The organism is Gemmatimonas aurantiaca, from assembly GCF_037190085.1.
Classification (GTDB): domain Bacteria; phylum Gemmatimonadota; class Gemmatimonadetes; order Gemmatimonadales; family Gemmatimonadaceae; genus Gemmatimonas; species Gemmatimonas aurantiaca_A.
This window is the reverse complement of the sequence record NZ_JBBCJO010000012.1, coordinates 663,038-688,999: the sequence shown is the minus strand read 5'-3', so window position 1 is coordinate 688,999 and position 25,962 is coordinate 663,038. Positions and strand designations below refer to the sequence as shown.

Sequence of the window (25,962 nt, the reverse complement as noted above, 5' to 3'; positions counted from 1 at the left end):
CACGAGTCGTCACGACCGTGACCGTATTGTCATATCGCGAAAACGCGCATGGATACCGGACATCGCCGGACATCGATGAGTCGATACCGGGCTCGACCGGATGCCAGGCATCTGATGGCTGATGAGGTGTGTGGTGGTCCGGTTCGTCACCCGGCAGCCACCATCGGCCCGTAGGGACACGCCGTTGGCCCTGAACACCGCGACACCGCGTGCACACGGGGATAGCCTGCGGCATGCCTTCTGCACCCCTGCTTCTCCGCGCGGCCACCCGGTACGCGCTCATCGTACTCGTTGGGCTCGGCGCCTGCGGCAGTGTCGCCACGGCGCCCGATTTTGGTGCGGGCCGTACCCGCATCCTTTTTGTCGGCAATTCGCTCACCTACACGAACGACCTGCCGTCGATGCTGCTCCGATTGGCGCGCCTCGCCGGCGACACCACGATCTCCGTGGCTTCCATCGCGGAGCCGGACTATTCACTGGAAGAGCACTGGAATGACGGTCAGGTGGCACGCTGGCTGCAGGAACGTCCATGGGAGTACGTCGTGCTGCAGCAGGGGTCGTCGGCGCTGCCGGCCAGCCAGGACCATCTGCGCGCGTGGACCAATCGGTTTGCGCCACTCATCCGCGCCGCCGGAGCCGAACCGGTGTTGCTCATGGTGTGGCCCTTCCAGACGCGCCTCTTCGATTTCCCGAACGTGCTGACGTCATACCGCAACGCGGCCGCGAGTGTGGGCGGCCTGTTCGTGCCGGCCGGTGATGCGTGGACGGCGTATGGGGCCTATGATCCGCTCTACAGCGACGGATTGCACCCGACTTCGAGAGGCACCTATCTCGCGGCACTGACGCTGCTGGAGCGCTTGCGGGGCATCCGTCCCGATCGACTCCCGCCCAGCATCCCGGGCAGTGCGGCGGACAGTGCCACCGTGCGGGCGTTACAGCGTGCGGCGATCACCGCGCTCGATCGCAATGCGGCGTATCCGCAGCCGCAATGATCCGCTTGTCGATGGCTCGTTCGCCGGTCGCCCGTGCCAGTGGCGTATGCGTGCTCACGGCCCTGATGTCTGGCGCGACATCGCTGGCGGCGCAGTTGCCATCGTCCGCTCCGTCACCCGATTCCGCCACGGTGGCGCGCACGGCCTATGGGGAAGCGCTGCGCACGCGTTCGCTCACCGATGCGCGCGGCCATCTGTTGCGGGCCACCACGGCCTGGCCCGCACAACCGAGCTACTGGGTGTCTCTCGCACGTGTGGCCGCCCGACTCGGCGACAGTGCACTGGTGCTGCGTTCCGTCAGGACGCTCACCGGCATGCAGATCGCCGCCCCGTTGCTCACGGATACGACATTCTCACGCTGGTGGACCTGGCCGGCGTTATCGGCCGAACATGCGACGTTGCGGACGCTCACCGGGCCCACGCAGGAAGCCCGCCGCGCGGCGACGTTGGCGGACAGCACCGTGTTCGCCGAAGGAATCGACGCACACCCACGCACCGAGGCGTTGTACATCGCGAGCATCCGCCATCGCACCGTCTTCGAGTATGCGGCCGATGGGCGCATACGCGACCTCGGTGTGCACCGCGATCCACGCGTGGGGGCCATCTTCGGCGTGCGGGTGGCTCATGACGGTCGTTCACTCTGGCTCACGACGGGATCGCATGCGGCGATGCTCGACGAGGCGGGGCAGGCGTCCGCGAAGTTCCGTCTGCCCAGTGCGCTATTGCAGGTTCGCATCTCCGACGGCAAGGTGCTCGGGTACTGGGCACTGCCGCCCGACGACATCGTGCATATCGCCGGCGACCTGGCGATTGCGTCCGATGGCACCGTCATCGTCTCCGATTCAGAGGCCGCCTGTCTGCATGTACTGCCCACAGGTGGCACCTTGTTCACCATCCGTGATCCCTGGTTTCGCTCGCTGCAGGGGGTGGCGCCCATTCCGGGAACGCGCACGGCGGTGGTGGCCGACTATGCGCACGGGTTGTTTCTCGTCGACTTCTCCGAGCCGGCCCGCGCGTCGAAGTCCGCATCCGCAGCCGCAGCCGTGTCTCGCGTGCAACGCCTGCAGGATGCTCCCGGCACCACGGTGCTCGGACTCGATGGATTGCTCTGGCATGACGGAGCCGTCATCGCCGTGCAGAACGGCGTGACGCCCGCGCGTGTCGTGCGCATCACGTTCGATTCGGCACGCACGCGCGTGGACAGCGTCCAGGTGCTTGACCGTCAACCGTCCATTGCCACCGATCCCACCATCGGGACATTCTGGCGCGGGGGGTTCGCGTATGTGGCCAACAGTCAGTGGTCGCAGTACGATGCCAACGGTCAGCGCATCGCCGGCATGCCACTCGCGCCCACGGTCATCCTCTGTGTGCCGTTGCCTGCATCGGCGGCCACGCTGACGGCGGCGTCCACCGCACGAAAGGGAATGCGCAATGTGGCCTCCACGCCGCCCTCGACGCCGCCCTGCACGGTGAGTGCCGCCGCGGCACCATAGAGACGTTCGAGGCGGGTCCGCAGATTGGCGAGGCCGGTGCCGGTGCCACGTGACCTCAGGGCGCCATTCCCTTCCGTGACCAGACCGGGCCCGGTATCGCGTACACGAAGCATCAGCACACCACCGTCATGCCGGGCGTCGATCGAGACGATGCCCGGCGTGGTCTGACGCGCGATGCCGTGCAGCAACGCATTCTCCACGAGTGGCTGCAGGGCGAATGCCGGCACGATGGCCGCCGGCAAGGGTTCATCGGGCCATTCCACCTGCAGTCGGTCGGCGAAGCGCACGAGTTCGATATCGAGATACCGACGCGTGAACTCCAGCTCCTGGGCGAGCGGAATCTCCTGGCCGTCGCCGGCCTTGAGCGCCGCGCGCAGCAGATCCGCCAGACGCACCACGAGCTGTTGCGCCAGTGCCGGATCCCGACCGATGAGCGTGACGATCGAATTGAGGGCGTTGAAGAGAAAGTGCGGATTGAGCTGGGCCTGCAGTGCCCGCAACTGCGCCTGCGCGAGATCCTCACCCATGCGCGCGGCCAGCAGGCGTTCGGTCTGCCACTGGCCGTACCAGCGCAGCGCCATCTGTGCGATGACGATGGCACAGAAGATCACCAGGAACACATCACCGGCGGAGCGGATGCCGACGACCAGTGTGCTCTCGAAGCCGCGGGGCTCGGCGAGCCCGAACGCCACCGAGACTCTGGCCTGCACGAAGATCTGCACCACCACCACCACGGCGGCGAGCAGGATGTGAATTGCCAGTGCACGCAGCCGTTCACCGGCCCGAAACGGGACGCGGTCGCCCACGTACCAGATGAGCGCCGTCCAGACTCCCCACGTGCCCCACATGGCGAGCTGCGAGAGGAACAACGCCCAGGTGGGCAGTTCCGGATTGAGTCTGGAGGGCACCAATCGGAATCCGATGGTGCCCATGATCGCAGGAAGCAGCCAGAACCCGGCCAACGCCGCACGGAGCGGCCATTCCGAACGACCACTGACCAGACGGCCAGTCGCGGGGCCGGCGTTCACGGTTCGCCAGCCAGACGACGGGCCACTTCGGCGCGGTAGTTGCGACTGACCTTGAGTCGCGTGCCGTCGCGCAGAATCATGATCTGATCGCCGCCGAACCACGGCTGCAATTCCTTCATGGCGCGCATGTCCACGATGGTGCGCCGGTGGATGCGCAGGAACCGGCGGGGATCGAGACGCGATTCGAGGCTCGTGAGCGTCTCCCGCACCTGATACCGTTCCCGTCCGGCGTGCAGCACGATGTAGTTGCCGTCCGATTCGATCCACTGCACGTCGGAGAGCATCACCACGAAGGTGCGCTGGTCGTGTTTCACCACGATGCGATCGGCCCAGTGCGGTGCCTTCGCCGCCAGATGGGCCGCACGTGCGTTGGTGGGAGCAGCACTGTCGCTTGCCGGATCACGCTGCTGCAGCAGCGTGCCCAGGATGCGCGCCTGTTCGAGCACGGCGCCCGTGGCCAGACGCTCGGTCACACGCCGCCAGGCGGCCGCGAACCGGACATCGTCGAACGGCTTGAGCAGGTAATCGAGGGCCGCCACTTCGAACGCACGCAGGGCGAATTCGTCGTGCGCCGAGATGAACAGGGTGACCGGCATGTGCTCCACGCCCACGGCGCTGATGACATCGAAGCCGCTGCCGCCCGGCATCTGGATGTCCAGCAGGACGACGTCCGGCTTCCACGAGCCGATGAGTGCGATGGCGTCGGTTCCGTTACGGGCCTCCCGCAACGCCGCCTGGGGAGCGTAGGACCTCGTGAGCGCGACCAGACGTTCACGCGCCAGAGGTTCGTCATCCGCAATGAGGATCCGGCTGATCATGCAGGGAAGCTGGTGGCTCGGGCAGGAGCTGTCCACTGCGTGACATCTGTTTTTCGCGAACGTACAATTGCCGTCATGACCGGCATCGTCGTTATGAGCATGTCCATGAGCATGTCCCTGTTGGGAAGCGCCTGGCTGGGTGTGCCACCCGGCGGCGCCGACAGCACCCTGTTCGTCCGCGTGAATCAGGTGGGATATCTCCCGCAGGCGCCCAAGGTTGCCGTGCTCTGTGCGCTCGAACCCGCGAAGCCGGTCACCTTCTCCGTGATCGATGCCGCCGGCAAACGACTGCTCGCGGGGCGGCGCGTGGTGCCGGCTGGGGCATTCGGCCCGTGTCGCGAAACCTGGCGTCTCGACTTCAGTACGATCCGGACGGCGGGACGCGTGGTGGTGCGGGTGCACGATGCGCGCGGTGCGATCCTGGCCACCTCTCCCGCCGTTTCCATCGGCACGCGGGTCTATGCCGGCCTCGCCGACACGCTCATGGGCTACATGCGGCAGCAGCGCTCGGGCTACAATCCGTTTCTGCGCGACACCGCACATCGGTACGACGGCATCGTGGTCGATCATCCCACCCGTAGCGGCAGCTTCATCGCGGTGGGCGGCGGATGGGCCGACGCCGCGGACTATCTGCAGTACGTCACCACGTCCGCGACGGCCACCTATCAACTGCTCGCGGCCTATCGTGATGCTCCCGCGGCATTTGCCGATGCGCACGACGCGCGGGGATTGCCGGGACGCAATGGTGTGCCCGATATCCTCGACGAAGCGCGTCATGGCCTGTCGTGGCTGCTGCGCATGTTTCCCGACGACAGCACGATCTTCAATCAGCTCGGCGACGATCGGGATCACGTCTACTGGGACCTCATCACCACCGACAGCTCCGACTACGGATGGGGCAAGGGTCGGGAACGTCCGGTCTATCCCTGCACCGGAAAGCCGCAGGGCTTGTTCACCGCGAAGAACCGATCCACCGGGTATGCCTCCACGGCGGGCAAGATGGCCGCGGCGTTTGCGCTGGGCGCCGGGCAATTGCGTGACATCGATGCGGTGCTGGCCGATTCGCTCACACGCCGAGCCCGCGCGGCGTTTGCTCTGGGAGAGCGATTCCCCGGTGTGTGTCAGACCGCGCCCGGCCGTTCACCTTATTTCTACGAGGAAGACAACTGGGTCGACGACATGGAACTCGGCGCGTCGCTGCTGTACCAACTCACCGGCGAGGCGGCCTTTCAGCAGGCGGCGCTGCGGTATGCACGGCAGGAACCGGTCACACCGTGGATGGGTGCCGATACGGCGAGTCACTATCAGTGGTATCCCTTTCACAATGCGGGTCACTACGAAACGTGGCGCCGTGCGGGCAGGACCACGCAGGCCGAGTTGCTGGGGTTCTATCGGGAGGGATTGGCGCGCGTGGACCGGCGCGTGAACAGTGCCTTCGCCGTGGGCGTCCCGTTCATCTGGTGCTCCAACGATCTCATGGTCTCGGTGGCCATTCAGGCCACGTTCTACCGCGAGATGTCCGGTGACGATCGATTCCGCCATCTCGAGCAGGGCGCACTCGACTGGCTGTTCGGCACCAACCCGTGGGGCACGTCCATGATCATCGGCATACCGGGCGACGGCGTATGGCCCCGGCATCCGCACACGGAACTGCCGGACTCCTTACTGCATGGATTGACGGGTGGTCTCGTGGATGGTCCCGTCTATCGGTCCATCTACGAAAATCTGCGCGGCATCCAACTCACCGGTCCCGATCGTTTCGCACGATTCAACACCGGGTTCATCGTGTATCACGATGATCTCGGGGACTACTCCACCAACGAGCACATCATGGATGGGACGGCCAGTCTGGCGTACCTGCTCGCCACGCGCGATCCGGCGTATCGCCCTGCAGGGACGCGGGCGCCCCATTCCCGTCGCGCACGCTGATCAGGCTGGTACCTCGGCCCCCTGCAACAACTGCTCGAACACCCGCACGGTCTGCGGTTCGGGTTCAGTCTCGAGTTCCTGTCGGAGACGTTCGACGAAGCTGCGATACACCCGCACCCCCTGCGCCCGTTCGCCCAGCGCCGCATGACAACGCAGCAGATACTGCAGGGCGCTCTCGTGAAACTCGTCACGCGCCAGCACACGACGGAAGGCCTCGACGGCGCGGCGATGCCGCTCTTCCTGCAGGTACTGCTGGCCGAGTTCCATGAGACCGTCGAGATAGAGGATCTGCAGCCGGTCGCGATACTCCACATGCCAGTCGCCCACCGGTTCACCGTCGAGAAAATCCCCCCGGTAGAGAGCGAGCACCTGATCGAGCGCCTGCGTGGCGCCCTCCTGTTTGCGCTTGAGAGCCCGACGGGCCTGCGTCACCTCGTGTTCGAAGCGGGTGGCGTCGAACTCCTCCAGCAGCGCCGCATCCACGCGGTAGCGATCCCCATCCAGGGCGATCCATCCGGAGCCGCCGAGGGCTTTGCGCAGGCGATGGAGGGTGACGTGAAAGTTGTTGCGGAGCTGTGCGGGACTGGCGTCGGGCCAGAGTGCCAGCCCGGCCTGCTCCTTCGTGCGACCCTGAGGATGCAGCAGGAGATACACCAGCAGTTCGCGCGGACGGGCCGATCCCCACATCGATGCTTCGATGAGGCGCGTTCCCACGAACGTCTGCAGCGGCCCGAGCGTCAGCACACGAAGTCGCGCCGGTTCCGATACCGCGTCCGGCTGGGGCGTGATGGAATCCGCCGCCGACATCGCTGCTGATATCGTCGCTGACATCGTCGCTGATATCGCCACCGCAGGTGCTTTTTCCGGAGTGGCGGCCATCGTCGCTTCGGGCGCGACCACGGCGAATTCGGTGGTGTGCCCGAGCGTCTGATCGCAGGCGATCTGCACGATCTCGGACAGCGGCAGTGTGCGGCCTTCCGCCCGCAGGCGCGCGACGGCATCCGCACCCAGCTTTTCCTGGAGCAACGTCACCAGGCGCTCGAGTTGTTCATGAGCCATCGGCGGAGACACGATCATCGCCCGTTCCCGCAGCGCATCGCAGCCGCCCAGGATACGCGCGGCGTCGCTGTACCGGCGGCGTGCGACCGCGAGGCGCGCCAGTCCTTCCACGTCGAGCATCAGTCCCCATGCATCTTCGGGATCGAGATGATGGGTGATGGCGGTGATGTAGTACGTGTAGGCTTCGTCGAGGTGGCCTTCCGCCGTCTCGAGCATGCCCATGATCGTATTGGAGTGCCCACGCACACTGTGATGACGGGTCTGATGCCCCAGGCCGATCTGCATCGTGGCCACTTCGCGGGCGCGCTGGAGATCCCCCGTGACGAGGGCCAGCCACGAATCCCAGAAATACACGAATGCGTGCAGTACCGAAGGACTCCGCCCGGCGATCAACACCTGAGCCTCGGCAAGCAGCTGGCGTGCTTCCCCTATATGGCCACGCATGAAGTGCGTGGCGCCCAGTTTGGTCACGGCGAACGTTTCGTGCGCGCGATTGTGCGTCGCGCGCGCGATGTCCAGCGCGTCGGCCAGACATCGGGCACTCAACTCCCATTCACCCGTGGCGAGGGCGATAAGGCCGAGGGCGGACAGCGCGTTGGCGCGCAGCACACTGTCCTGATCGTGTCCGTTGGCCAGTGCCGCTTCGACGAATCGCTTCCCTTCCCGGTATTGCCCGCCGGGAAAAGCCATGGACGAACCATACCAGTACCAGAACAGTCCGTCGGCCAGACGCAGCGCATGCTCCGCCCGCGAAGGTTCGGCAATGGCCCAGGCCATCACCGCGCGCAGATTGTCATCCTCCTCCGCGAGCCGTGCGAGTTGCGCCGCCGACAGTTCGCCCTCGTACACATGAAGACCGGGGCCTTCCAGCAGACTGAGGAAGTACTCCGCATGACGGTGCGCGAAGTGTGTCTGTTCGTCGGCTTCGGCCAGACGTTCCAGACCGTACTGACGCACCGTTTCCAGCAGGCGATAGCGCGCATCGCCTTCACTGGTCACCAGTACGAGCAGCGATTTGTCGACGAGCGCGGCGATGCCGTCGAGAATGTCGTCCGCCTCGAGCATGGTGCCCTGACAGACGGTTTCGGCGGCATCGAGCGAGAACGAGCCGGCAAACACCGACAATCGTCGCAACAGTGCCTGCTCACGCGCTCCCAGCAGCGCATGGCTCCATTCCATCGTCGCGCGCAGTGTGCGGTGACGCGGCATGGCGGTGCGATTGCCGCTGCTCAGCAGACGGAAGGCATCGTCGAGGCGCCGGGCAATCTGTTCCGGAGGAAGGACCCGCACCCGCGCCGCGGCGAACTCGATGGCGAGAGGAATACCATCCAGTCGTCGGCAGATCTCCTCCACCGCCGGACGATTGGCCTCGGTGAGCGTGAAGCTCGGCAGACTCGATTGTGCGCGGTCGACGAACAACTGCACCGCTTCGGTCAGGCTCATGGCCGGCACGAGCCACGCGGTCTCGCTCATGACGCCGAGTGCTTCGCGGCTCGTGGCCAGCACCACCAAGTGCGGGCATCTCTGCAGTAACGTTTCAGTGACGGTCGCGCACGCATCGACCAGATGCTCGCAGTTGTCGACCACCAGCAACGTCCGCGAATCGCCGATGGCCCCGATCACGGCATCCAGCGGTGCGCCTCCGGTGCGTTCGGGAATGCGCAGCGCCGTCGCGATGCGGTCGTCGATGAGCGTGGGATCGGCGAGCGGCGTGAGATCCACCCACGAGACCCGCTCGAAACTTCTCCCCACCCGTTGTGCCGTTTCGCGGGCCAGTCGCGTTTTGCCGCTGCCGCCGGCTCCGGTGAGAGTGAGCAGTCGTGTGGCTGGCAGAAGACGCGCCAGATCGTCGAGTTCCCGCTCGCGGCCCACGAAGCGTGTCAGAGGCGCGGGAACGTCAGCGGACGTGGCAGTCATCGAAGAAAGGGGTGGCGGACGGCCGAAGGAGAGAGACCGAGATGCTGTGACGTGCGGCGAACGTGCTGTGAAGATCCTGCGAATGTTCTACGATATGGGGTCCGGCCATTCCATTCAAATTCCGGGAACCCGTACGAGCCGGAGACGCAGGCGTTTCAGCCGACCGGAGCCGTCGGACACATCGGACAGGCGGTTCATGGCACGCGCTCCAGGAATTCGCGAATGTGTCGACAGGCCGCCTCGGTGCTGAGCGTCGGGTCGAGCAGGAGCAGTGGACGGGGGCTCTCGATGGACGGCATGCCGGTCGTCACGAGAATGGCCGCGGCAATGTCCTCCCGCGTGAGCAGCGACCGTGCGACGTCATGAAAGGGTTCGCCGGCCACCAATGCCACGTCGGGAATGCCGAGTCCATCGAGCAGGGCGTCGAGCCAGTCCGCGTCGACCGCGGTTGACGGCGTGGTGGCGGGGGGCTCGGGTTGCAGCACACGGAACCATTGCGCCAGCGTTCCGGACATTTCGGGCCAGTTCCCATCGGCCTCGGCTGCGGACGGGGCCATCAGGAGCAGGATCACCCGACCCCGACCGCGGCCGGCCCGCCTGTAACGGATCACACGTTCGGCCACCCGTACTTCCGCCCATGGGGCGGCAGGGAGCGCCGCTGGCGGGGAATTCTGCATATCAGTCATGGACCAACATTCGTCCGGCCTGCTTACCGGCCGCTTACCGATGCGTGGACGGGGACACTGACAGCGCGCTCCACGCAGGCCGTAAGAAGGCCGGACGTAGGTATGGGCGTCGCCGCCCGCTGCAGGGTGCCGTGGGTGCCGGCGACACCGTACCGCCGCCCTGCGCGGCCTCGACGATGAGAATCCCCATGTTTTCCATGTCCAATTTTCTGAGCGCCGTCGTTCCGGCTGCCGTGTCGCTGCCTCTGGCCACCAGTCTGCTGGTCGCGCCGGCCGATGCACAGCGCGCACCGTCTTCCGGGCGGCCGGTGCAGTCGGCCGTGACCATGCAGTACGGTCAGCGTGCGACCGTGGGCAATGGTGAAGTGCGCAGCTACGTCATGCTCGACTCGAAGACCATGGCGCCCCTCGAAGTCGGTGTGGCGTTCTCCGAGCGTGCGCTCGAAGGCCTGCCCACCGACGGCGCCGGTCATCACGGGCAACCCGGTGTCGTGCATGAATGGTCGCTCGCACTGCCGGAGCCGTTCGCCACGCCCTTCCGGTTCATCGATGTGAACTGGAACCCTTCGGGACACGAGCCGGCCGGTGTCTACGATGCGCCGCACTTCGACTTCCACTTCTACATCGTCAACAAGGCCGAACGCGACGAGATCGTACCGGCCAATCCGCAGTACGCCGCGCAGGCGAATCTGTTGCCGAGTGGGGATGTGGTGCCGCCCTTCATGGTGCAGCTCAGCCCTCCGGGCTCGAAACCGGTGGACGCTGCGGTACCGAAGATGGGCGTGCACTGGGCAGACATCCGCTCGGCCGAACTGCAGGGACTGCTGGGGAAACCCGATCAGTTCAAACCCTTCACGAGCACCTTCATCCTGGGCTCGTGGAATGGCCGTTTCCATTTCTGGGAGCCGATGATCACGCGCGCGCACATTCTCGCGAAGAAGATGGCCACCGATGCCGCCGTGCGTGACGAAGTGATCCCACTGCCGGTTCCCGAGGCGTACGAGAAGCCGGGCGCGTATCCCACCGCCTATCGCATCCTGTGGGACGCGGAACGTCGCGAGTACCGCATCGCGCTGGCCAATCTCGAAGCGCGTCGCTGAACGAATGGGCGAACGAATGGATGACGGCGGCCGCGCCCATCCCACACCTATCCCATGCGTTCGGAGTATCGCTCGAGTGCCGTGAATTTCTCGAGCTTCCAGTTGGGATTGGCGCGACCGCCGTAGCCATGTTGCTGCAACCACTGCTGTTCCTCGGCCAGCGATTCGTCGCTGAACAGATCGCGATACCACCCTTTCTGTTTCTGATCATTGCCGGGGAACCAGCGATATCCACGGCTCTTGAGCACGTCCTTCACCTCGATGGGTGTGCCCGTGGCCCAGAGACGCCAGGTCCGGCGTCGTGCGTTCTGCAGGAGCAGTTGCAGGGGCGTGGCATCGCCGTCGCGCGGAACGGCGAGCAAGTGAAGCGTGGCGAAACAATCGTCGGCGGCCCGATGGCCGGTGTGAAATGCATGAGTGACACAATAGAGCAGGTAGTCGAGCTTCGCGCTGCGGCTGCCGAATCGTACCCATGGCACCTCTTGTTGTGAGCAGGCCCAATGTTTGTCCGCGAATGCCGGAAATCGGCGTTCGATCATTCGTCGGTCGAATCCTGCATTGTGTGCAATGACGAGGACAGCAGGTTCGAGGGCGGCGTGCACGGCAGCATCATCGATGCGTTCGCCGCGCACGTCGTCGTCGGTAATGCCAGTGATTGCCGCGGCCTCCGCGGGAATGGGACGCCCGGGGTCTTCGAGGTACGACAGGGCGGGGTGCACGGCGTACACGCGACCCTCGGCGTCAAAATCGAATGGCACCGCGCCGAACTCGATGATGGCATCACGGGCCGTGTCGAGTCCCGTCGTTTCGACGTCCACGATGAGCCCGCGCATCGTCGGCACCGCAGTCGGGCTCGCAGACGGCTCTGTGTAGAACGCGGGCACCTCGAGACGGCGGAGGACCTGATAGTCTCCCGAGGTCTCGAGGGTGCGTGCCATCGCTTCCAGTTCGGTCTTCTCTCCCTGCATGCGGAACGTCCGGCGTTGAGGTCTGCCGAAAGCTATCCCGCGAGGGGCTACGAGTGTTGGAGGGGACTCATGATTGCCCCATCGATCGTTTCCGCTGCCGCATCCAGGCCCGCGGAGAGATCACTCCACAACGCGTCGGCGGATTCGAGACCCACCGACAATCGCAGCAGTCCATCGGTGATGCCTTCGGCTTCACGCACCGCAGGATCGAGCAGGCGATGCGTGAGCCCGGCCGGGTGCTGAATGAGCGAATCGGTGGAGCCGAGACTGACAGCCGGTGTGATGAGCGTGAGTGCGCGCATGAGTGCATTGGCCGCGGTCACCCCGCCGTGCACTTCGAAAGCAATGAGCGTGCCCGGCCCCGCCATCTGCCGGCCGATCAATCCCATCGGGTCGCTCCCTGCGTGACCGGGGAAATGCACCGCCGACACCATCGGATGCGCGGCCAGTCGCGCGACCAGATCCTGCGCCGTTTTCTGTGCGAGTTGCACGCGCATCGGCAACGTGGGAAGACCACGCAGCAGCAGGAACGCCGCGAGCGGATGGAGAATGCCCCCGGTGAGAATGCGCACCTGTCGCAGACGACGCGCCCACGCCTCGCTGGTGGCCACCACGCCGGCCACGACATCACCGTGTCCGCCGAGGAACTTGGTGGCGCTGTGCAGAACCATGGTGGCGCCATGCGCCAGTGGACGCTGCAGCACCGGCGTGGCGAACGTGCTGTCCACCACCACCGGCACCTTGCCTGCGGCCCGCACGATGGCTTCGATGTCGAGCAGCGTCAGTGTCGGATTGGCGGGCGTTTCGATCAGCACCAGCCCCGTATCCGGGCGGATGGCGTCGGCCACCTCGTGCGGCTCCGCGAAGGTGACTTCGATGGGCAGCAGGCCACTCTCGAGCAGATGATCGGTGCCGCCATACAGGGGACGCACCGCCACCACGTGCCGGCCGTCCATGGCTGCCGCCAGCAGAACGGCGGTGGTGGCCGCCATACCCGAGGCGAAGGCCACGCAGGCCTCCGCGCCTTCCAGCGTCGCGATGGCCTGCTCGGCGCGCGCCACGGTGGGGTTGTGCAACCGGGCGTAGATCGCGCTGCCCTGCGGCGTGCCACCGGCCGCCATGGCGTCGTAGCTGGCGGTACCGGCCTCGGGGTCGGGCACCGGATAGGTGGACGAGAGGTCGATGAGCGGCGCGTGGATCCCCAGGGCGAGGAAGTCTTCCCGGCCGGCATGCACGGCGAGGGTCTGGAGATCGGACTGGGCGGGACGGATCACGGGGCCTCCGGAAGCGCGCGGATGGCGTGGAGTGTTCGGGTGGGAATGAAAATGTTAGAATGAGATTTCTATGACAGAGAAAAATCCGAAGAATATTCGTCCGGTGCTGGAGCCGGAGGCACTGGACCGAATCGATCGCGCCATTCTGGCGGCTCTCCAGCAGAATGCGCGGCTCACCAACAAGGAGCTCGCGGCGCGGGTCGGGCTGGCCGAGTCGAGCTGCCACGAGCGCGTCAAACGGCTCATGCAGGGTGGGGTGTTGCGGGGCTTCCACGCCGATGTCGACCCGCGGGTGCTGGGCACCGGACTTCAGGCGCTGGTGGCCGTGCGCCTGGCGCGGCACACGCGCGCCGCGGTGACCTCCTTCCGGCAGGCCATGCTCGATCTTCCGGAAGCCCTGGCTGTGTTTCACGTGGCCGGCGCCAACGACTTCCTCGTGCATGTCGCGGTGCGGGATTCCGATGAACTGCGGGACCTCATTCTGCGGGCGTTCACGGGACGTCCCGAAGTGGTGCACGTCGAGACCTCACTCATTTACGAGCACGCGCGCAATGCGGGGTTCGGGGCCCGGTAGCCCGCGACAATGGGCTAACTTTCCACGTATGAGTTCAGATACGGGAACGATGGCGGTGACCGACGCCGATTTTGCCCGCCAGGTTGCCGCGGGTGTGGTGCTGGTGGATGTGTGGGCCGCGTGGTGTGTCCCCTGTCTGACACTGGCGCCCGTGATGGAGCGCCTTGCCGGGGCGTATCGCGACCGGGTCCGGGTGCTCACCCTCGAGGCCGACAGCAATGTGGAGACCGTGGTCCGGTATGACGTGCGGGCACTGCCCACGGTGCTGGTCTTCCGCGATGGGGCGCTGGTGGCCCGGCAGTCGGGCGCGCAGGCCTTCGGGACCTATGCCGCGCTGCTCGATCGTGTCCTCGATCCGGGGTTCGAGAGCGCACCGGGACCGGTTGCCGAGGCTGGCACGCACCCCGTTCCCGCGAATGCGCGTGATGCCGCCTGGGCGGAAGCTCAGGCGCTCGTCGCCTCCGATCGTCCGGCCGTGTTGTTCAAGCACAGCGCCACCTGTTCCATTTCCATCGCGGTGAAGCGTGAATACGATGCGTTCACGGCGGAGCACCCCGATGTGCCCACGCGCGTCATCACGGTGCAGAACGAACGCCCGCTGTCCAATGCGCTCGAAGAACTGCTTCGGGTGCGGCATGAGTCGCCGCAGGCGATCGTGGTGCAGCGCGGCGAGGTGCTCTGGCATGCGTCGCACCGTCGCGTGACCGCCGCCGCATTGACCGACGTCATCACGAGCGCAGGCGCCGGTGCGATTTCAGGCGCAGGTTCAGACACAGGTTCAGGCACGACTCCAGGTGCGATTTCGGGCTGACCCGCTCCACGAGGACGGGTGACCCTGAACGGGTGACCCTGACGGGAGTGGCTTTGAGACGCTAGTTATCGGAGATCGGTTCCCTCCGCTCATTCTCCATGACCATGTCACGCTCCTTCGTTCCGCTGCGGCTATTGTCGCTGGCAGCTCCTCTCGCACTGTCGCTGGCCGTCCCGGCGGCGATCCATGCCCAGACGGCCAACCGCATGCCGCCGCGCGCCGTGCGCCGCGACATTCCGATGACCAATGCCATCCGTCGCGCGTTCGCCGCGGGCACGCGGGATTCGACGGGGCGCCCGGGCGCAAAATACTGGCAGTTGCGCACCGACTATCACATCGACGTTTCGCTCGATCCGGCCTCGGCCCGTCTCACCGGCAAGGCGCGCATCACCATCCACAACACCAGTCCGGATGCGCTCCGCGAGATCGGTCTGCGCCTCGATCCCAACCACTTCATCGGCACCGCGCCGCACGCTGCGCCGTGGTCACCGGCCGAGGTCACCGACGGCATGCGCATCGCACGCATGACCGTGGATGGTGCGCCGGTGAACATCGCGTCGAACGAGGCGCCGCAGGCGGCCGGTGCCGAAGGCGCCCGGGCCATTCAGAATCAGCAGCAGGCCGCGGCGAATGCGGCCACCGAAAACACGTTGCTGAATGGACGGTCCACCAACGCGCGCATCCGTCTCAACTCCCCCATCGCGCCGGGCACACGCGCCGTACTGGAAGTGGACTGGTCGCACAAGTTGCCGGGTGGACCGGGTACCGGACATCGCATGACACAGCGGTGGGCGGATTCATTGTTCCAGCCCACGCAGTGGTTTCCGCGTGTGGCCATGTACGACGATCTGCGCGGATGGGACACCGAGATCTACCTCGGGCCGTCGGAGTTCTTCAACAACTTCGGCACGTTCGATGTGAATATCGATGTGCCGGCGGGGTGGCTCGTGAGTGGCACCGGCACGCTGCAGAATCCCGAGCAGGTGCTGACGGCGCGTGCGCGGGAACAGTTGGCCAAAGTCACGCAGTCCGACGATCTCACCATGATCGTCGGACCCGACGAAGTGGGCCCCGGACAGGCGACGGCGACGAGCTCCAATGGGCGTCTCGTGTGGCGTTTCCATGCCGACACGGTGAACGATTTCGCCTGGGCGACGGCGCGGAAGTACGTCTGGCAGTCCACGCGGGCGATGATTCCCGGGAAAGGCCCGGTGCCCATTCACATGCTCTATCTGCCGGGACGGGCCAATCTCTTTGCCCGTGCGCCGGGAATCACGCGCCACGCGCTCGAGTTCTACTCGAAGCTCTGGTTCCCCTATCAGTTCCCGCAACTGACCATGCAGGACGGGCCGAGCGCCGGCATGGAGTATCCGATGGTCATCAACTCCAACCAGGGCGCGGCCGATCACGAGGCCGGTCATCAATGGTGGCCCATGGTGGTGGGCACCAACGAGACCTGGTACGGCTGGATGGACGAGGGATTCAATCAGTACATGAACATCCTCTCGGCGGCCGACGCGGCCGGTCGACCGGCCGTGCTCGATGGCGAAGGACAGAAGTACGGACAGACGGCCGGAAACGAAGCCGAGGCGCCGATGATGTGGAACGCCAACTACGGCGGCCCGGGCTTCTATGGCTTCACCACGTACAGCAAGACGCCGCTCATGCTTTCCATGCTGGGTGGTATCGTGGGAGACAGCGCGGTGCAGCGTGCGCATCGGCAGTTTGCCGACGCGTGGCTGTTCAAACATCCCTCGCCGTGGGACTGGATGTTCTTCATGAACAAGGCGCTCGGTCGCGACCTGGGATGGTTCTGGTATTCGTGGCTGTTCACCACGGCCAGCGTGGACGGCCGCATTGCCGGTGTGAAGAGTGCTGCCGGTCGCACGACGGTGACAGTGGCGCAGGATGGAGACATGCCGGCGCCCGTCGTGCTGAAAGTCAGTTTCGCGGCCAAGGGCGCGCCCATCCGGCCCATGAAGAACGCGGTGATGCTGGACGCCACGACGGCACTGGTGACCCTTCCCGTCGATGTCTGGTTCGGCGGCGCGCGCTCAGTGAACGTCGACCTCACCTTCGGTGGTCGCGCCATCGAGAAGATCGTGCTGGATCCGAACCGGCGGTTCCCCGACCGGAACCCGGCCGACAACGAATGGCCGGCCGCGGCTCAAGCCACACCCGCCACCCCCCAGCGTTAAAGTCCCCGGCGGGGAAGTCCGATACAGATAGGAGCGCGCGCTGGGTACGGTGCGCGCTCTTGTGCTGACGACGGAGTCGGCGCGCTCGACGCCCTCACGTCTCTGTCCGAAATGTTCGCTCCACGCACACTGCGCGCACGGTTGCGCGTTGTCGCTCTTCTTGGTGCCGCCGGAATGCTGGCGGTGACCGTTGCCGGACAGATTGCACTCGGTGTCGCCCGCACGGGAACGGCAGCTCAGGTGCAGAACGCGGTCACCGCCCTGTGGGCGATCTTCGCACTGTTCCTCATCGCGGGGACTATCTACACCTGGCGTCTGGCGCGGTCGCTGGAACAGCGCCTGCAGCGTATCACGGAGCAGGTGGCCACGTTGCATCGATTCGGCGTGGAAGGCGTGCGGCGAGCCCTCTCCGCACTGGCTCGCGGTGAACAGATCGCCTTGCAGCGTCACGATATTCCGCGGCTCGCCGACGCCGAAGGCGACGAACTCGGTGCGGTGGCCAATGCGCTCGATCGCATGACCGACGAGTGCGACGAATCGTTCCGCGGTTGCCTGCGGGCGCAGGACGCGGTGGCGCACACGGTGCGCGAGATCGATCGCCTCGCCGCGGAAGCGCGGGATGGGGTACTCACCGGCCAGGCCGCCCACGATGAAGTGCGGGGACGTTATGCCGAAGTGTTGCTCGGCGTGGAAGGGGTCATGACGGCTGTGGCCGCACCCCTGGCCGAAGCCCGTCGGGTTCTCGAAGCGGTGGCCGCGCGCGATCTGGAAGTGCGTATGGAAGGTGTGTTCCGCGGCGAATTTGCCCGCATGCAGGACGCACTCAACGACGCCATTGAACAACTGGCGGAAACGGTGGGGCAGGTGCGTGCCGCGTCGATTCAGGTGGACGGGGCCGCAAAACAGTTGGCGGACAACAGTCAGCAACTGGCCATCGGTGCGTCCACGCAGGCACAGAACGCCGATCGTGTGGAAGTTGCCATCAATGCGCTGGCATCCACCGCGACCCGCTCGGCGGAGCAGGCCGCGGAGATGAAGGACAGCGCCGAACAGGCGCGCGACAGTGTGCAGCGCGGTACGGAAACCATGCTCGCGCTCAACACCGACATGCAGCGGATCAAGCAGTCGGCCGACGCCACGCAGCGCATCGTGAAGACCATCGACGAGATCGCGTTCCAGACCAATCTGCTGGCGCTCAACGCGGCGGTGGAAGCCGCTCGCGCCGGCGAAGCGGGCCGCGGTTTCGCGGTCGTCGCCGAAGAGGTGCGCGCCCTCGCCATCCGTTCGGCGGAAGCGGCCCGGCAGACCGCGGCGCTCATCGACGAAGAGATTCAGAACGTCAACGGCGGTGTGGTGCGGGAAGAGCAGGTGCGCGAACAACTGCTGGCCGCGCGTGGACATGTCGAGCACATGACCGGTGCGATCACGGAGATCGTCGAGGCCGCACGGCAGCAGTCCGCGGCAACGAGCGAGATCTCCAGCGGCGTGGCCGTGATGGCGAACATCACGCAGCAGGTGGCCAGCAATGCCGATGAAGGAGCGGCTTCGTCGGAGGAACTGCTGGGGCAGGCTGCTCACCTGGCAGCCGTCGTGAAAGGATTCAAGACCCGGGATCTGCGTCATCGCCTCCCCGACGGCCAGTCACTGGACGCACGTCGGCGGGCGGTGGCCTGATCTCCTGGCCACTTCCCGCAGAGGAGGGAATCGAATCGAAGCGAATCGAAATGGGTCGCCGTGGTCTACTGTGAATTGCACTGCAATGGACGCCAATCGTGTGTGATGTCTGACTGCCCGTGAATTATTGTGTCCTCAACTGTTGAGAATCTTACTGCTTGACTAAATCAGTGTAGGCAGTCATGGTTCGGGAACAACCGATCCGTGGTCATTTGCCGCCAATTGCCGCCACGTAAAACAACGAGCTAAAACGCGATGCCCGGGCGGCCCAGCTGCCCGGGCTTTGTCGTGTCGGGACGGCGCCACCGCGCAGTGCAGGAGTGCTCCATGTCTTCCTCGTCCACCGACATCCGGCCGATCGCGATCTATCACGAGCACCCGGACTGGTTCCGGCCGCTCTTCGCCGAACTCGAGGCCCGCGGCATCCCCTACGAGCGGCTCGACGCAGCGGCGCATGTCTTCGATCCGTCGGAAACCGAAGCCCGCTGGTCGCTGGTGTTCAATCGCGCGAGCCCATCGGCCTATCTCCGCGGACACGGGCAGACCACGTTCTACACGCTGCACTGGCTCCGGCACATCGAACGACTGGGCATTCCGGTCGTGAACGGTGTGCAGGCGTACGGCAACGAGCTGTCCAAGGCCACGCAGCTCGACCTGCTGCAGTCGCTGGGATTGCCCTATCCCACTTCACGTGTGATCAACCATGCGTCGCAGGCGGTGGCCGCGGCTGAGGGCCTGCGTTATCCGGTGCTGGTGAAGGCCAATGTGGGCGGCAGTGGTGCCGGCATCGTGAAGTACGAAACCCGTGAGGCACTCGAAGCCGCGGTGGCCGCGGGCACGGTGGATCTCGGCGTCGATGGCACCGCGTTGGTGCAGGAGGCCGCGCCGCTGCGCAACGGGCACATCACCCGCGTGGAAACGCTGAACGGCAGGTATCTCTATGCCATCAACGTGTATCCCGCCGTGGGGTCGTTCGATCTCTGCCCCGCCGACGCCTGTCAGACCACCGGCGGTACGGAACTCGTGCGTGGTGCCTGCGCCGTCGATGCGCCGAAGAGCGGGATGCGTGTGGAACGTGCGGACCCGCCGGCGAAGATCATCGCGCAGGTGGAACGTATCTCGCAGGCCGCCGGCATCGACGTGGGTGGCATCGAGTATCTCGTGGACGATCGCGATGGCCGGCATTACTTCTACGATGTGAATGCGCTGTCGAATTTCGTGGCCGACGCGGTCAACGTGGTGGGCTTCGATCCGTTCGCGAAGCTCGTGGACTATCTCGAGGTGCGTGCAGGGCTGGTGTCCGCCGGAGCGAACGCCTGATCGCTGTGTCGACACCGCGTCCCGAGCGAGGCGCGCGCGTGGCGGCATAGGGTGCTCCATCGGGGCACCGACGACACCATATTTCCCGGATGTCCCGTTTCCGTTTCCTGCCCGCATTCGTGCTGTCCGGTGTCGCGAGTGCCATGCCACTCGCGGCACAGCCGCGTCAGGCGCAGCCGCGCCCCTTTCCCATCGACACCGCGTCGATCACCACCATCCACGCCGCGTTCAAGTCGGGCCGTCTGACGTGCCGGGCGCTGGTGACACGGTATCTTGCGCGCATCGATTCGCTGGACAGGAAAGGGCCGGCCATTAACGCCATCGTCACGGTGAATCCGCAGGCGCTGGCCACGGCCGAATTGCTCGACGCCACGTATGCGGCGCGGGGGCCGGTGGGTCCGCTGCACTGCATCCCGCTCATCGTGAAGGACAACTTCGAGACGCTCGGACTGCAGACCAGCGGCGGCTCGCTCGCGCTCGAAGGCTGGAAGCCCCCACAGGATGCGACGATGGTCAGGCTGGTGAAGGACGCCGGTGCCATCGTGCTGGCCAAGAGCAATCTCGCCGAATGGGCGTTCACACCCTACGAAACGGTGAGTTCGATCCTGCCGGGATACACACGCAATCCGTATGCACTCGATCGGGTGACCGCGGGGTCGAGCGGTGGTACGGCGGCCGCAGTGGCGGCCGGATTCGGCACACTGGGGCTTGGCACCGACACCGGGAATTCCATTCGCGGGCCCTCCTCGCATCAGGCGCTGGTGGGCATTCGCTCCACGATGGGCCTCACATCGCGTGCCGGCGTGATCCCGCTCAATGAAAGCGCCGATGTCGCGGGACCGATGGCCCGCAGTGTGGCCGATGCCGTGGCGGTGTTCGATGTCGTCGCGCACAGCGATCCCGCCGACACGGTCACCAGTCAGGCCGACAATCGTCGTGCGGCGCGGTACACCGACGCCCTGCAGCGGGGAGCGCTCAAGGGCGCGCGTATCGGCGTGTTGCGGCAGGCCTATGAGCGTCCCGGTCTTGATGCGGAAGTGACCGCCGTGTTCGAGCGGGCGATCGCCGACCTGCGCAAGGCCGGCGCGATCGTACTCGATACCGTGCGCGTCGATTCACTCGACGTCATTCAGCGTCGCCAGCAGGGCGGTTGCAATCGTTTCAAGGCCGATCTCGAACGGTACCTGGCGGCACGGGCGCCCAATGCCCCCATCAAGACCATCGACGACATCATCCGCAGCCGGCGTTTTCATCCCACCGTGGAACAGCGCCTGCGTGATGCGGCCACCGCCACGACCCCGCCCGAGCAGACCCCCGGATGCCAGAGCCGGGAGCAGGTGCGAGCCGCCGTGCGTGTCGCCGTGACGACGCTCATGGATTCGCTGCGGCTCGATGCCATGATCTATCCCACGTGGGGCAATCCGCCGCGGTTGATCGGCGATCTCAACACGCCGCATGGTGACAACAGTCAGCTCTTTTCACCGACCACGGGATTTCCCGCGATCACGGTGCCCATGGGATACACCCGGGGCGGTGTGCTGCCGGCCGGGATCAGTTTTTTCGGCCGGGCGTGGAGTGAATACCGACTCATCCAGCTCGTGTACGACTACGAGCAGAGCACGAAACACTGGAAGAAGCCCAGCTATCGCGTGAGCGTCGGGGGGTGAAGGAGAGGGCGTGAAGGTGATGGCGGTCACGGGTGCTCCCGGGTCATTCTGCTGAGGAGTTGAGAGGCGGTATCGACCTATTGCCCCACATGCACGTGTGGTTCATGTTGGCCCATACGCCCGTGGTGGCGCAGACAACACCTCGCAGACATCTCCGTGACTCGCGTCCCGCTCGATGGAATCGCGTCGCCGCACCGTCAAACCGGACATTCGGTCGAAATGGCCTCCGAAACGTTGCCGCAGTCCGACATATCCGCCGACCTCAGCCATCTCGAGCAACTCGCTTCCGCGCACTATGCCGAGCTCCTGCGCATCGCTCGGCGTCAGCGGCGTCGCGTCCGGGACATTGCCACGTTGGACACGCGCGCCGTGCTGCATGAGGCCTTTCTCCGTCTGGCCACGCAGCGACAGACGGTGTGGGTCGATCGCCCCCGATTCATGGCCGCGGCGTCGGGCATGATGCGGCGTGTGCTGGTGGATCATCTGCGTCGCCGGCGCGCTGAGAAGCGCGGGCATGGTGAGGCACCGCTGGCGCTGAATGAGGATCTCGATGCCGACCCGGGGCGCGACGCCCACCTCGTCGCACTCGATGACGCGCTCGATCGACTGGCCCGTGTGGCGCCGCGTCTGGCGCGCGTGGTGGAGTGCCGGTACTTCGGTGGTATGACCGAAGCGGAGATCGCCGAGGCGCTTGGCGTGACCGAGCGGACGGTGCGGCGCGATTGGGTGAAAGCCCGCGGTTGGCTGCACGACGCCCTCGATCACGGCGGGTGAGGGGCGCATGACGCGCGACTGGCAGCGGCTCGAACGCATTCTCGACGAAGTCCTCGACGAGACGCCCCGGGCCACGCTGGCCGAACGCGAAGCCGCGGTGCGCGCGCGCTGTGGTGACGACCTGGCGTTGTACGACGCCGTCATGCGCTGGGTGCGCGGGTGTGAGGGGGACGCAGAATCGGTACTCGATACACCGCCGCATCCGTCCACCGTGCAGGCCGCATTGGCCGCGGCGCTCGAGACCTCGCGGCATGCCGCGAGCGATACAGGCGACACGGACGTGGAGCGGGTGCATCAGGGGGCCCTGACCGCGCTCGATACCGCGCCTGACTTCGGCTCTGACTCCGACGACGAACGCGCCCGTTGCGAAGGCACCATCGTCGGACCATGGCGACTGGTCCGGGAGATCGGTCGCGGCGGCATGGGCGTGGTCTATCTCGCCGAGCGTATGGATGGCGATGTGGCCATGCAGGTGGCGCTCAAGTTCATGCGTCAGGTGGACGTCCTGGACGCGCTGGGGTTGCGCCGGTTTCGCGACGAACGACGCATTCTGGCCACGCTGGCGCATCCGTCCATTGCACGGCTGATCGACGTCGGCGTGGATCATGACACGCCCTGGCTGGCCACCGAATACGTCGATGGCGTGCCGATCGACGAATGGTGTGTGTCACGCGCGCTCGATGTGGACGCCCGCCTCACGCTGTTCTGCGAGGTGGTGGACGCGGTGCAGCACGCCCATGCGCGTCTCGTGGTGCATCGCGATCTCAAGCCGGCGAATATTCTGGTGTCGGAGAGCGGCCGGCCCGTGCTGCTCGACTTCGGCATCGCCAAGCTGCTCGATGCGGGCAGTGAACAGGGGCACGACAGGCCGGGATTCGCGGATGATCGCACGCGTCCCGGCGCGCAGCCCATGACACCCGCCTATGCATCACCGGAACAGCGGGATGGCGAGGCGCCGTCCACGGCGAGTGATGTGTACGCGCTGGGCGTCGTGCTGCACGAATTGCTCACCGGTCATCTGCCCGAGACGGGCGAACCGGCATCGTCGGTGGTGCGCCGTCGGGGAACGACCATGACTGACGTTGCGCGCCTGGCCCGTCGTCTGCGCGGCGATCTCGACACCATCATCGCGCGGGCCATCGACGAGCTGCCGGCCAGGCGGTATGCCACGGCCGATGCGCTGGCGGCCGATCTCCGCCGGCATCTCCGCGGATTGCCCGTGCTCGCGCGTCGCGATTCCGCGACCTACCGTCTGCGCAAGTTCATCTCACGGCATCCGGTCGCGGTGAGCAGCTCGATGTTTGCGGTCTGTCTCGTGGCGGCATTCACGCTGTTCACGGCCGCACAATCGCGTCTGTTGCGTCTGCAGGCGCTCGCGCTGCAGGAGCAGGCGGCCACGCTGCGGCTCGAGCGGGACAAAGCCATGGAAGTGACGCAGTTCCTCAAGGACGTGTTGTCCAGCGCCGATCCCTACAAGTCGGGCGGCACGGTACCGACGCTGCGTGAGGTCCTCGATCGCGGTACGGTCGACATGGAGCGTCGCCTGTCCGCGCGTCCCGAGATTCGGGCGCAGCTCTACAGCGCCATCGCGCCCGCGTACTTCGGACTGGGCGACTGGTCGCGGGCCGGCGATCTCGCGGCGGAAGCCGTCGCTCTCAGGCGCGGGGCTCCGTCACCGGACAGCACCGACCTGGCGGGCGCCCTCGTGTATCTCGCTTCGGTACGCCTCAATCAGGGGCGGGCCGGTGAAGCCGAAGCGCGGGCGCGCGAGGCCTTGAGCATCATGCGGACCCTGCGATCGGGCACGGGAAACGATTCACTGTCGGCGCTGGCCGCATTGGGCGCGGCGTTGCAGAAGCAGCAACGGTATCACGACGCCGGTGACGTGCTGGCGTCATTGCTCGACGTGGAGCGGAGCCGCCGTCCGGCCGATCCGATGCGTCTCGCGCAGTTCGCGCGCAATCTCGCGCATGTGCGGCGTGATGAAGGGCGCTATGCCGAAGCGGTGCAACTCTATCGCGAAGCGTATGCGCATCACGTCGATGTGCTGGGCACCGACCATCCGGAGTCCGCGAACAGCGCGGTCAACCTCGGCTACGCCTACGCGCTCGAAGGGAACCTGGACGCGGCGCTGCCATTGTTGCGCGCGGGTGTGGAGACCAAGCGGCGTTTGCTGGGCCTCGCGCATCCCGATGTGGCGGCCGACCAGATGACCTATGCGAAGGTGCTCGCGCAGGCGGGACGCACGGCGGAGGCGAGTCGTTTGCGTGCCGAAGCGTTGATGGGTTCCTCATTGCAGAAGTAGTGCCCGGGAGAAGGCCGGCACGATCGTGGATCCGGGGATGCCCCTCACTGCCGCTTCATCGAAAACGCGACGCGATCACGACGAATAGTACGCCGCGTTCTCCTCGACATATCCCTTGGTGAGATCGCATCCAAACGCGCGCGCCGAGGCGTCGCCCACACCCAGCGCGATCTCGAGATCCACGACTTCGCGTGACAGCGTTTCCCGCACCACGGCATCGTCGAAAGCGAGACGCTCGCCCTTGCCCACCACCTGATAGCCGTTGATCCAGGCGTCGGTGGTGGAAGGCCGGATGGTGCAGGAGAAACACTTGCCCACGGCCATGAGCAGGCGACCGACATTGGGATCGGCGCCGTGCACCATGGTCTTCACGAGCGGGGAGTTGAGCACGCTCTTGGCCACGGTATAGGCTTCCGCTTCGTCGAGCGCGCCGCGCACGGTCACGCGCAGCAGATGCTCCGCACCTTCGCCATCGCGGGCGAGAATCTCGGTCATGCGTGTGCAGCCGGCCGTGAGCACGGCCAGGAACTCGGCTTCGTCAACGGCACCAGCCAGACCGTTGGCGAGGATCGCGCAGGTGTCCGATGTGCTCGTGTCCGTATCCACCGACAACATGTTGAAGGTGGGCTTCACGGCGGCGCGCAGCAGACGGTCGAGCGTGGGAGCGTCGATCGCGGCATCGGTGAAGATGTAGGACAGCATCGTGGCCATGTTGGGCTCGATCATGCCCGATCCCTTCGCCACCCACGTGATGATGGCATCACCCACCGACGCGGACAGGGCCTTGGGGTGCGTGTCGGTGGTCATGATGCCCTCGGCGCCGATCATGGGATCGTCCTGCAGATCGCCCGCCATGCCCACCACGCCCGCTTCGATCTTTTCGATGGGCAGTGGCACGCCGATCACGCCGGTGGAGCTCACCAGCACCCGGTTTGCCGTGGTGCCGATCTCCTGCGCGGCGGCACGCGCCATGCGCCGCGCGTTCTCCACACCCGGGGCGCCCGTGGCGACGTTGCTCACCTTGCTGTTGGCGATGATCGCCCGCAGCGTGCCGCCCGTGCCGGCACCGATCGTCTCCCGCCCCAGAATGACCGGAGCACCGGGAAAGTGATTGCGCGTGAACACGGCGGCCGCGGCCGCGTCCACGTCACTCACGAACAGGGTGAGATCGCGTGCGGCCGGCTTGAGGCCGACGTTGCGGCTGGCACAGTGGAAGCCACGGGGAAACACCGGCGTGGCGTGAAAAGCAGGAGTCTCGGACATCCCTGAAAGCTGAAAGCCGTGGACCTGGCACGCCAGTGACCGCCCACGCCCGCGTCGGTGGCCCGTCGTTTAGCTGCCATTCACCTTGGGCCGTCTACATTTCTTCCTGCGG

Annotated in this window: 18 protein-coding genes and 1 riboswitch; of the genes, 11 read left to right on the top strand and 7 right to left on the bottom strand. The window is 65.9% G+C overall.

Features of this window, described 5'->3' with window-relative positions; all coding sequences use genetic code 11:
• Positions 1 to 233 precede the first annotated feature (233 nt).
• Positions 234 to 992: a hypothetical protein gene (locus tag WG208_RS17510; RefSeq protein ID WP_337172677.1), complete on the top strand. Its 759-nt coding sequence runs from the start codon at positions 234 to 236 to the stop codon at positions 990 to 992.
• Positions 993 to 2,313: 1,321 nt separating this feature from the next.
• On the opposite strand, the gene WG208_RS17505 is transcribed toward WG208_RS17510, so the two are convergent.
• Both WG208_RS17505 and WG208_RS17500 read right to left on the bottom strand, forming a co-directional pair.
• Positions 2,314 to 3,513: a histidine kinase gene (locus tag WG208_RS17505; RefSeq protein ID WP_337172676.1), complete on the bottom strand. Its 1,200-nt coding sequence runs from the start codon at positions 3,511 to 3,513 to the stop codon at positions 2,314 to 2,316.
• On the bottom strand, positions 3,510 to 4,331 hold the full coding sequence (locus tag WG208_RS17500; RefSeq protein WP_337172675.1) for a LytTR family DNA-binding domain-containing protein: 822 nt from the start codon (positions 4,329 to 4,331) through the stop codon (positions 3,510 to 3,512). The genes WG208_RS17505 and WG208_RS17500 overlap by 4 nt, the downstream gene beginning before the upstream one ends.
• A 105-nt stretch (positions 4,332 to 4,436) precedes the next feature.
• On the opposite strand from WG208_RS17500, the gene WG208_RS17495 reads away from it, so the two are divergent.
• Positions 4,437 to 6,260, top strand: a complete 1,824-nt coding sequence (locus tag WG208_RS17495; RefSeq protein WP_337172674.1) for a glycoside hydrolase family 9 protein — start codon at positions 4,437 to 4,439, stop codon at positions 6,258 to 6,260.
• Here WG208_RS17495 and WG208_RS17490 read toward each other — a convergent pair whose 3' ends face one another.
• Complete coding sequence (locus tag WG208_RS17490) at positions 6,261 to 9,236, bottom strand: BTAD domain-containing putative transcriptional regulator (protein WP_337172673.1); 2,976 nt, start codon at positions 9,234 to 9,236, stop codon at positions 6,261 to 6,263.
• 194 nt (positions 9,237 to 9,430) lie between these two features.
• Complete coding sequence (locus WG208_RS17485; protein WP_337172672.1) at positions 9,431 to 9,922, bottom strand: hypothetical protein; 492 nt, start codon at positions 9,920 to 9,922, stop codon at positions 9,431 to 9,433.
• Between the two features lie 197 nt (positions 9,923 to 10,119).
• Between WG208_RS17485 and WG208_RS17480 the strand changes: the two genes are divergently transcribed.
• The gene (locus WG208_RS17480) at positions 10,120 to 11,022 is read left to right on the top strand and encodes a hypothetical protein (protein WP_337172671.1); all 903 of its coding nucleotides are present in this window, start codon (positions 10,120 to 10,122) and stop codon (positions 11,020 to 11,022) included.
• A 47-nt stretch (positions 11,023 to 11,069) separates the two neighbouring features.
• Here WG208_RS17480 and WG208_RS17475 read toward each other — a convergent pair whose 3' ends face one another.
• Both WG208_RS17475 and WG208_RS17470 read right to left on the bottom strand, forming a co-directional pair.
• The gene (locus tag WG208_RS17475; RefSeq protein ID WP_337172670.1) at positions 11,070 to 11,990 is read right to left on the bottom strand and encodes a 3'-5' exonuclease; all 921 of its coding nucleotides are present in this window, start codon (positions 11,988 to 11,990) and stop codon (positions 11,070 to 11,072) included.
• Positions 11,991 to 12,037: 47 nt separating this feature from the next.
• The gene (locus tag WG208_RS17470; protein WP_337172669.1) at positions 12,038 to 13,264 is read right to left on the bottom strand and encodes a PLP-dependent aspartate aminotransferase family protein; all 1,227 of its coding nucleotides are present in this window, start codon (positions 13,262 to 13,264) and stop codon (positions 12,038 to 12,040) included.
• A 70-nt stretch (positions 13,265 to 13,334) separates the two neighbouring features.
• Between WG208_RS17470 and WG208_RS17465 the strand changes: the two genes are divergently transcribed.
• The 8 genes from WG208_RS17465 to WG208_RS17430 all read left to right on the top strand — a co-directional run bounded on the left by WG208_RS17465 (position 13,335) and on the right by WG208_RS17430 (position 24,587).
• Positions 13,335 to 13,838: an Lrp/AsnC family transcriptional regulator gene (locus tag WG208_RS17465; RefSeq protein WP_337172668.1), complete on the top strand. Its 504-nt coding sequence runs from the start codon at positions 13,335 to 13,337 to the stop codon at positions 13,836 to 13,838.
• A gap of 28 nt (positions 13,839 to 13,866) precedes the next feature.
• On the top strand, positions 13,867 to 14,649 hold the full coding sequence (gene ytxJ / locus WG208_RS17460) for a bacillithiol system redox-active protein YtxJ (RefSeq protein WP_337172667.1): 783 nt from the start codon (positions 13,867 to 13,869) through the stop codon (positions 14,647 to 14,649).
• Positions 14,650 to 14,747: 98 nt separating this feature from the next.
• Positions 14,748 to 16,847 (top strand): M1 family metallopeptidase, encoded by a 2,100-nt coding sequence (locus WG208_RS17455; RefSeq protein ID WP_337172666.1) that lies wholly within the window; start codon positions 14,748 to 14,750, stop codon positions 16,845 to 16,847.
• 111 nt (positions 16,848 to 16,958) lie between these two features.
• A complete protein-coding gene (locus WG208_RS17450; RefSeq protein WP_337172665.1) occupies positions 16,959 to 18,521 on the top strand; it encodes a methyl-accepting chemotaxis protein in 1,563 nt (520 codons plus the stop codon).
• Between the two features lie 194 nt (positions 18,522 to 18,715).
• Positions 18,716 to 18,790: riboswitch (SAM riboswitch) on the top strand.
• 58 nt (positions 18,791 to 18,848) lie between these two features.
• Entirely contained in the window at positions 18,849 to 19,841 is a 993-nt protein-coding gene (locus WG208_RS17445; RefSeq protein WP_337172664.1) for a hypothetical protein, read from the top strand.
• Positions 19,842 to 19,930: 89 nt separating this feature from the next.
• On the top strand, positions 19,931 to 21,508 hold the full coding sequence (locus tag WG208_RS17440; protein WP_337172663.1) for an amidase family protein: 1,578 nt from the start codon (positions 19,931 to 19,933) through the stop codon (positions 21,506 to 21,508).
• 219 nt (positions 21,509 to 21,727) lie between these two features.
• The gene (locus tag WG208_RS17435) at positions 21,728 to 22,282 is read left to right on the top strand and encodes an ECF-type sigma factor (RefSeq protein WP_337172662.1); all 555 of its coding nucleotides are present in this window, start codon (positions 21,728 to 21,730) and stop codon (positions 22,280 to 22,282) included.
• Positions 22,283 to 22,289: 7 nt separating this feature from the next.
• Positions 22,290 to 24,587, top strand: a complete 2,298-nt coding sequence (locus WG208_RS17430; RefSeq protein WP_337172661.1) for a serine/threonine-protein kinase — start codon at positions 22,290 to 22,292, stop codon at positions 24,585 to 24,587.
• Between the two features lie 75 nt (positions 24,588 to 24,662).
• Here the strand turns inward: WG208_RS17430 and argJ are convergent, their stop codons facing one another.
• The gene (argJ, locus tag WG208_RS17425) at positions 24,663 to 25,850 is read right to left on the bottom strand and encodes a bifunctional glutamate N-acetyltransferase/amino-acid acetyltransferase ArgJ (RefSeq protein WP_337172660.1); all 1,188 of its coding nucleotides are present in this window, start codon (positions 25,848 to 25,850) and stop codon (positions 24,663 to 24,665) included.
• Positions 25,851 to 25,962: the final 112 nt, after the last annotated feature.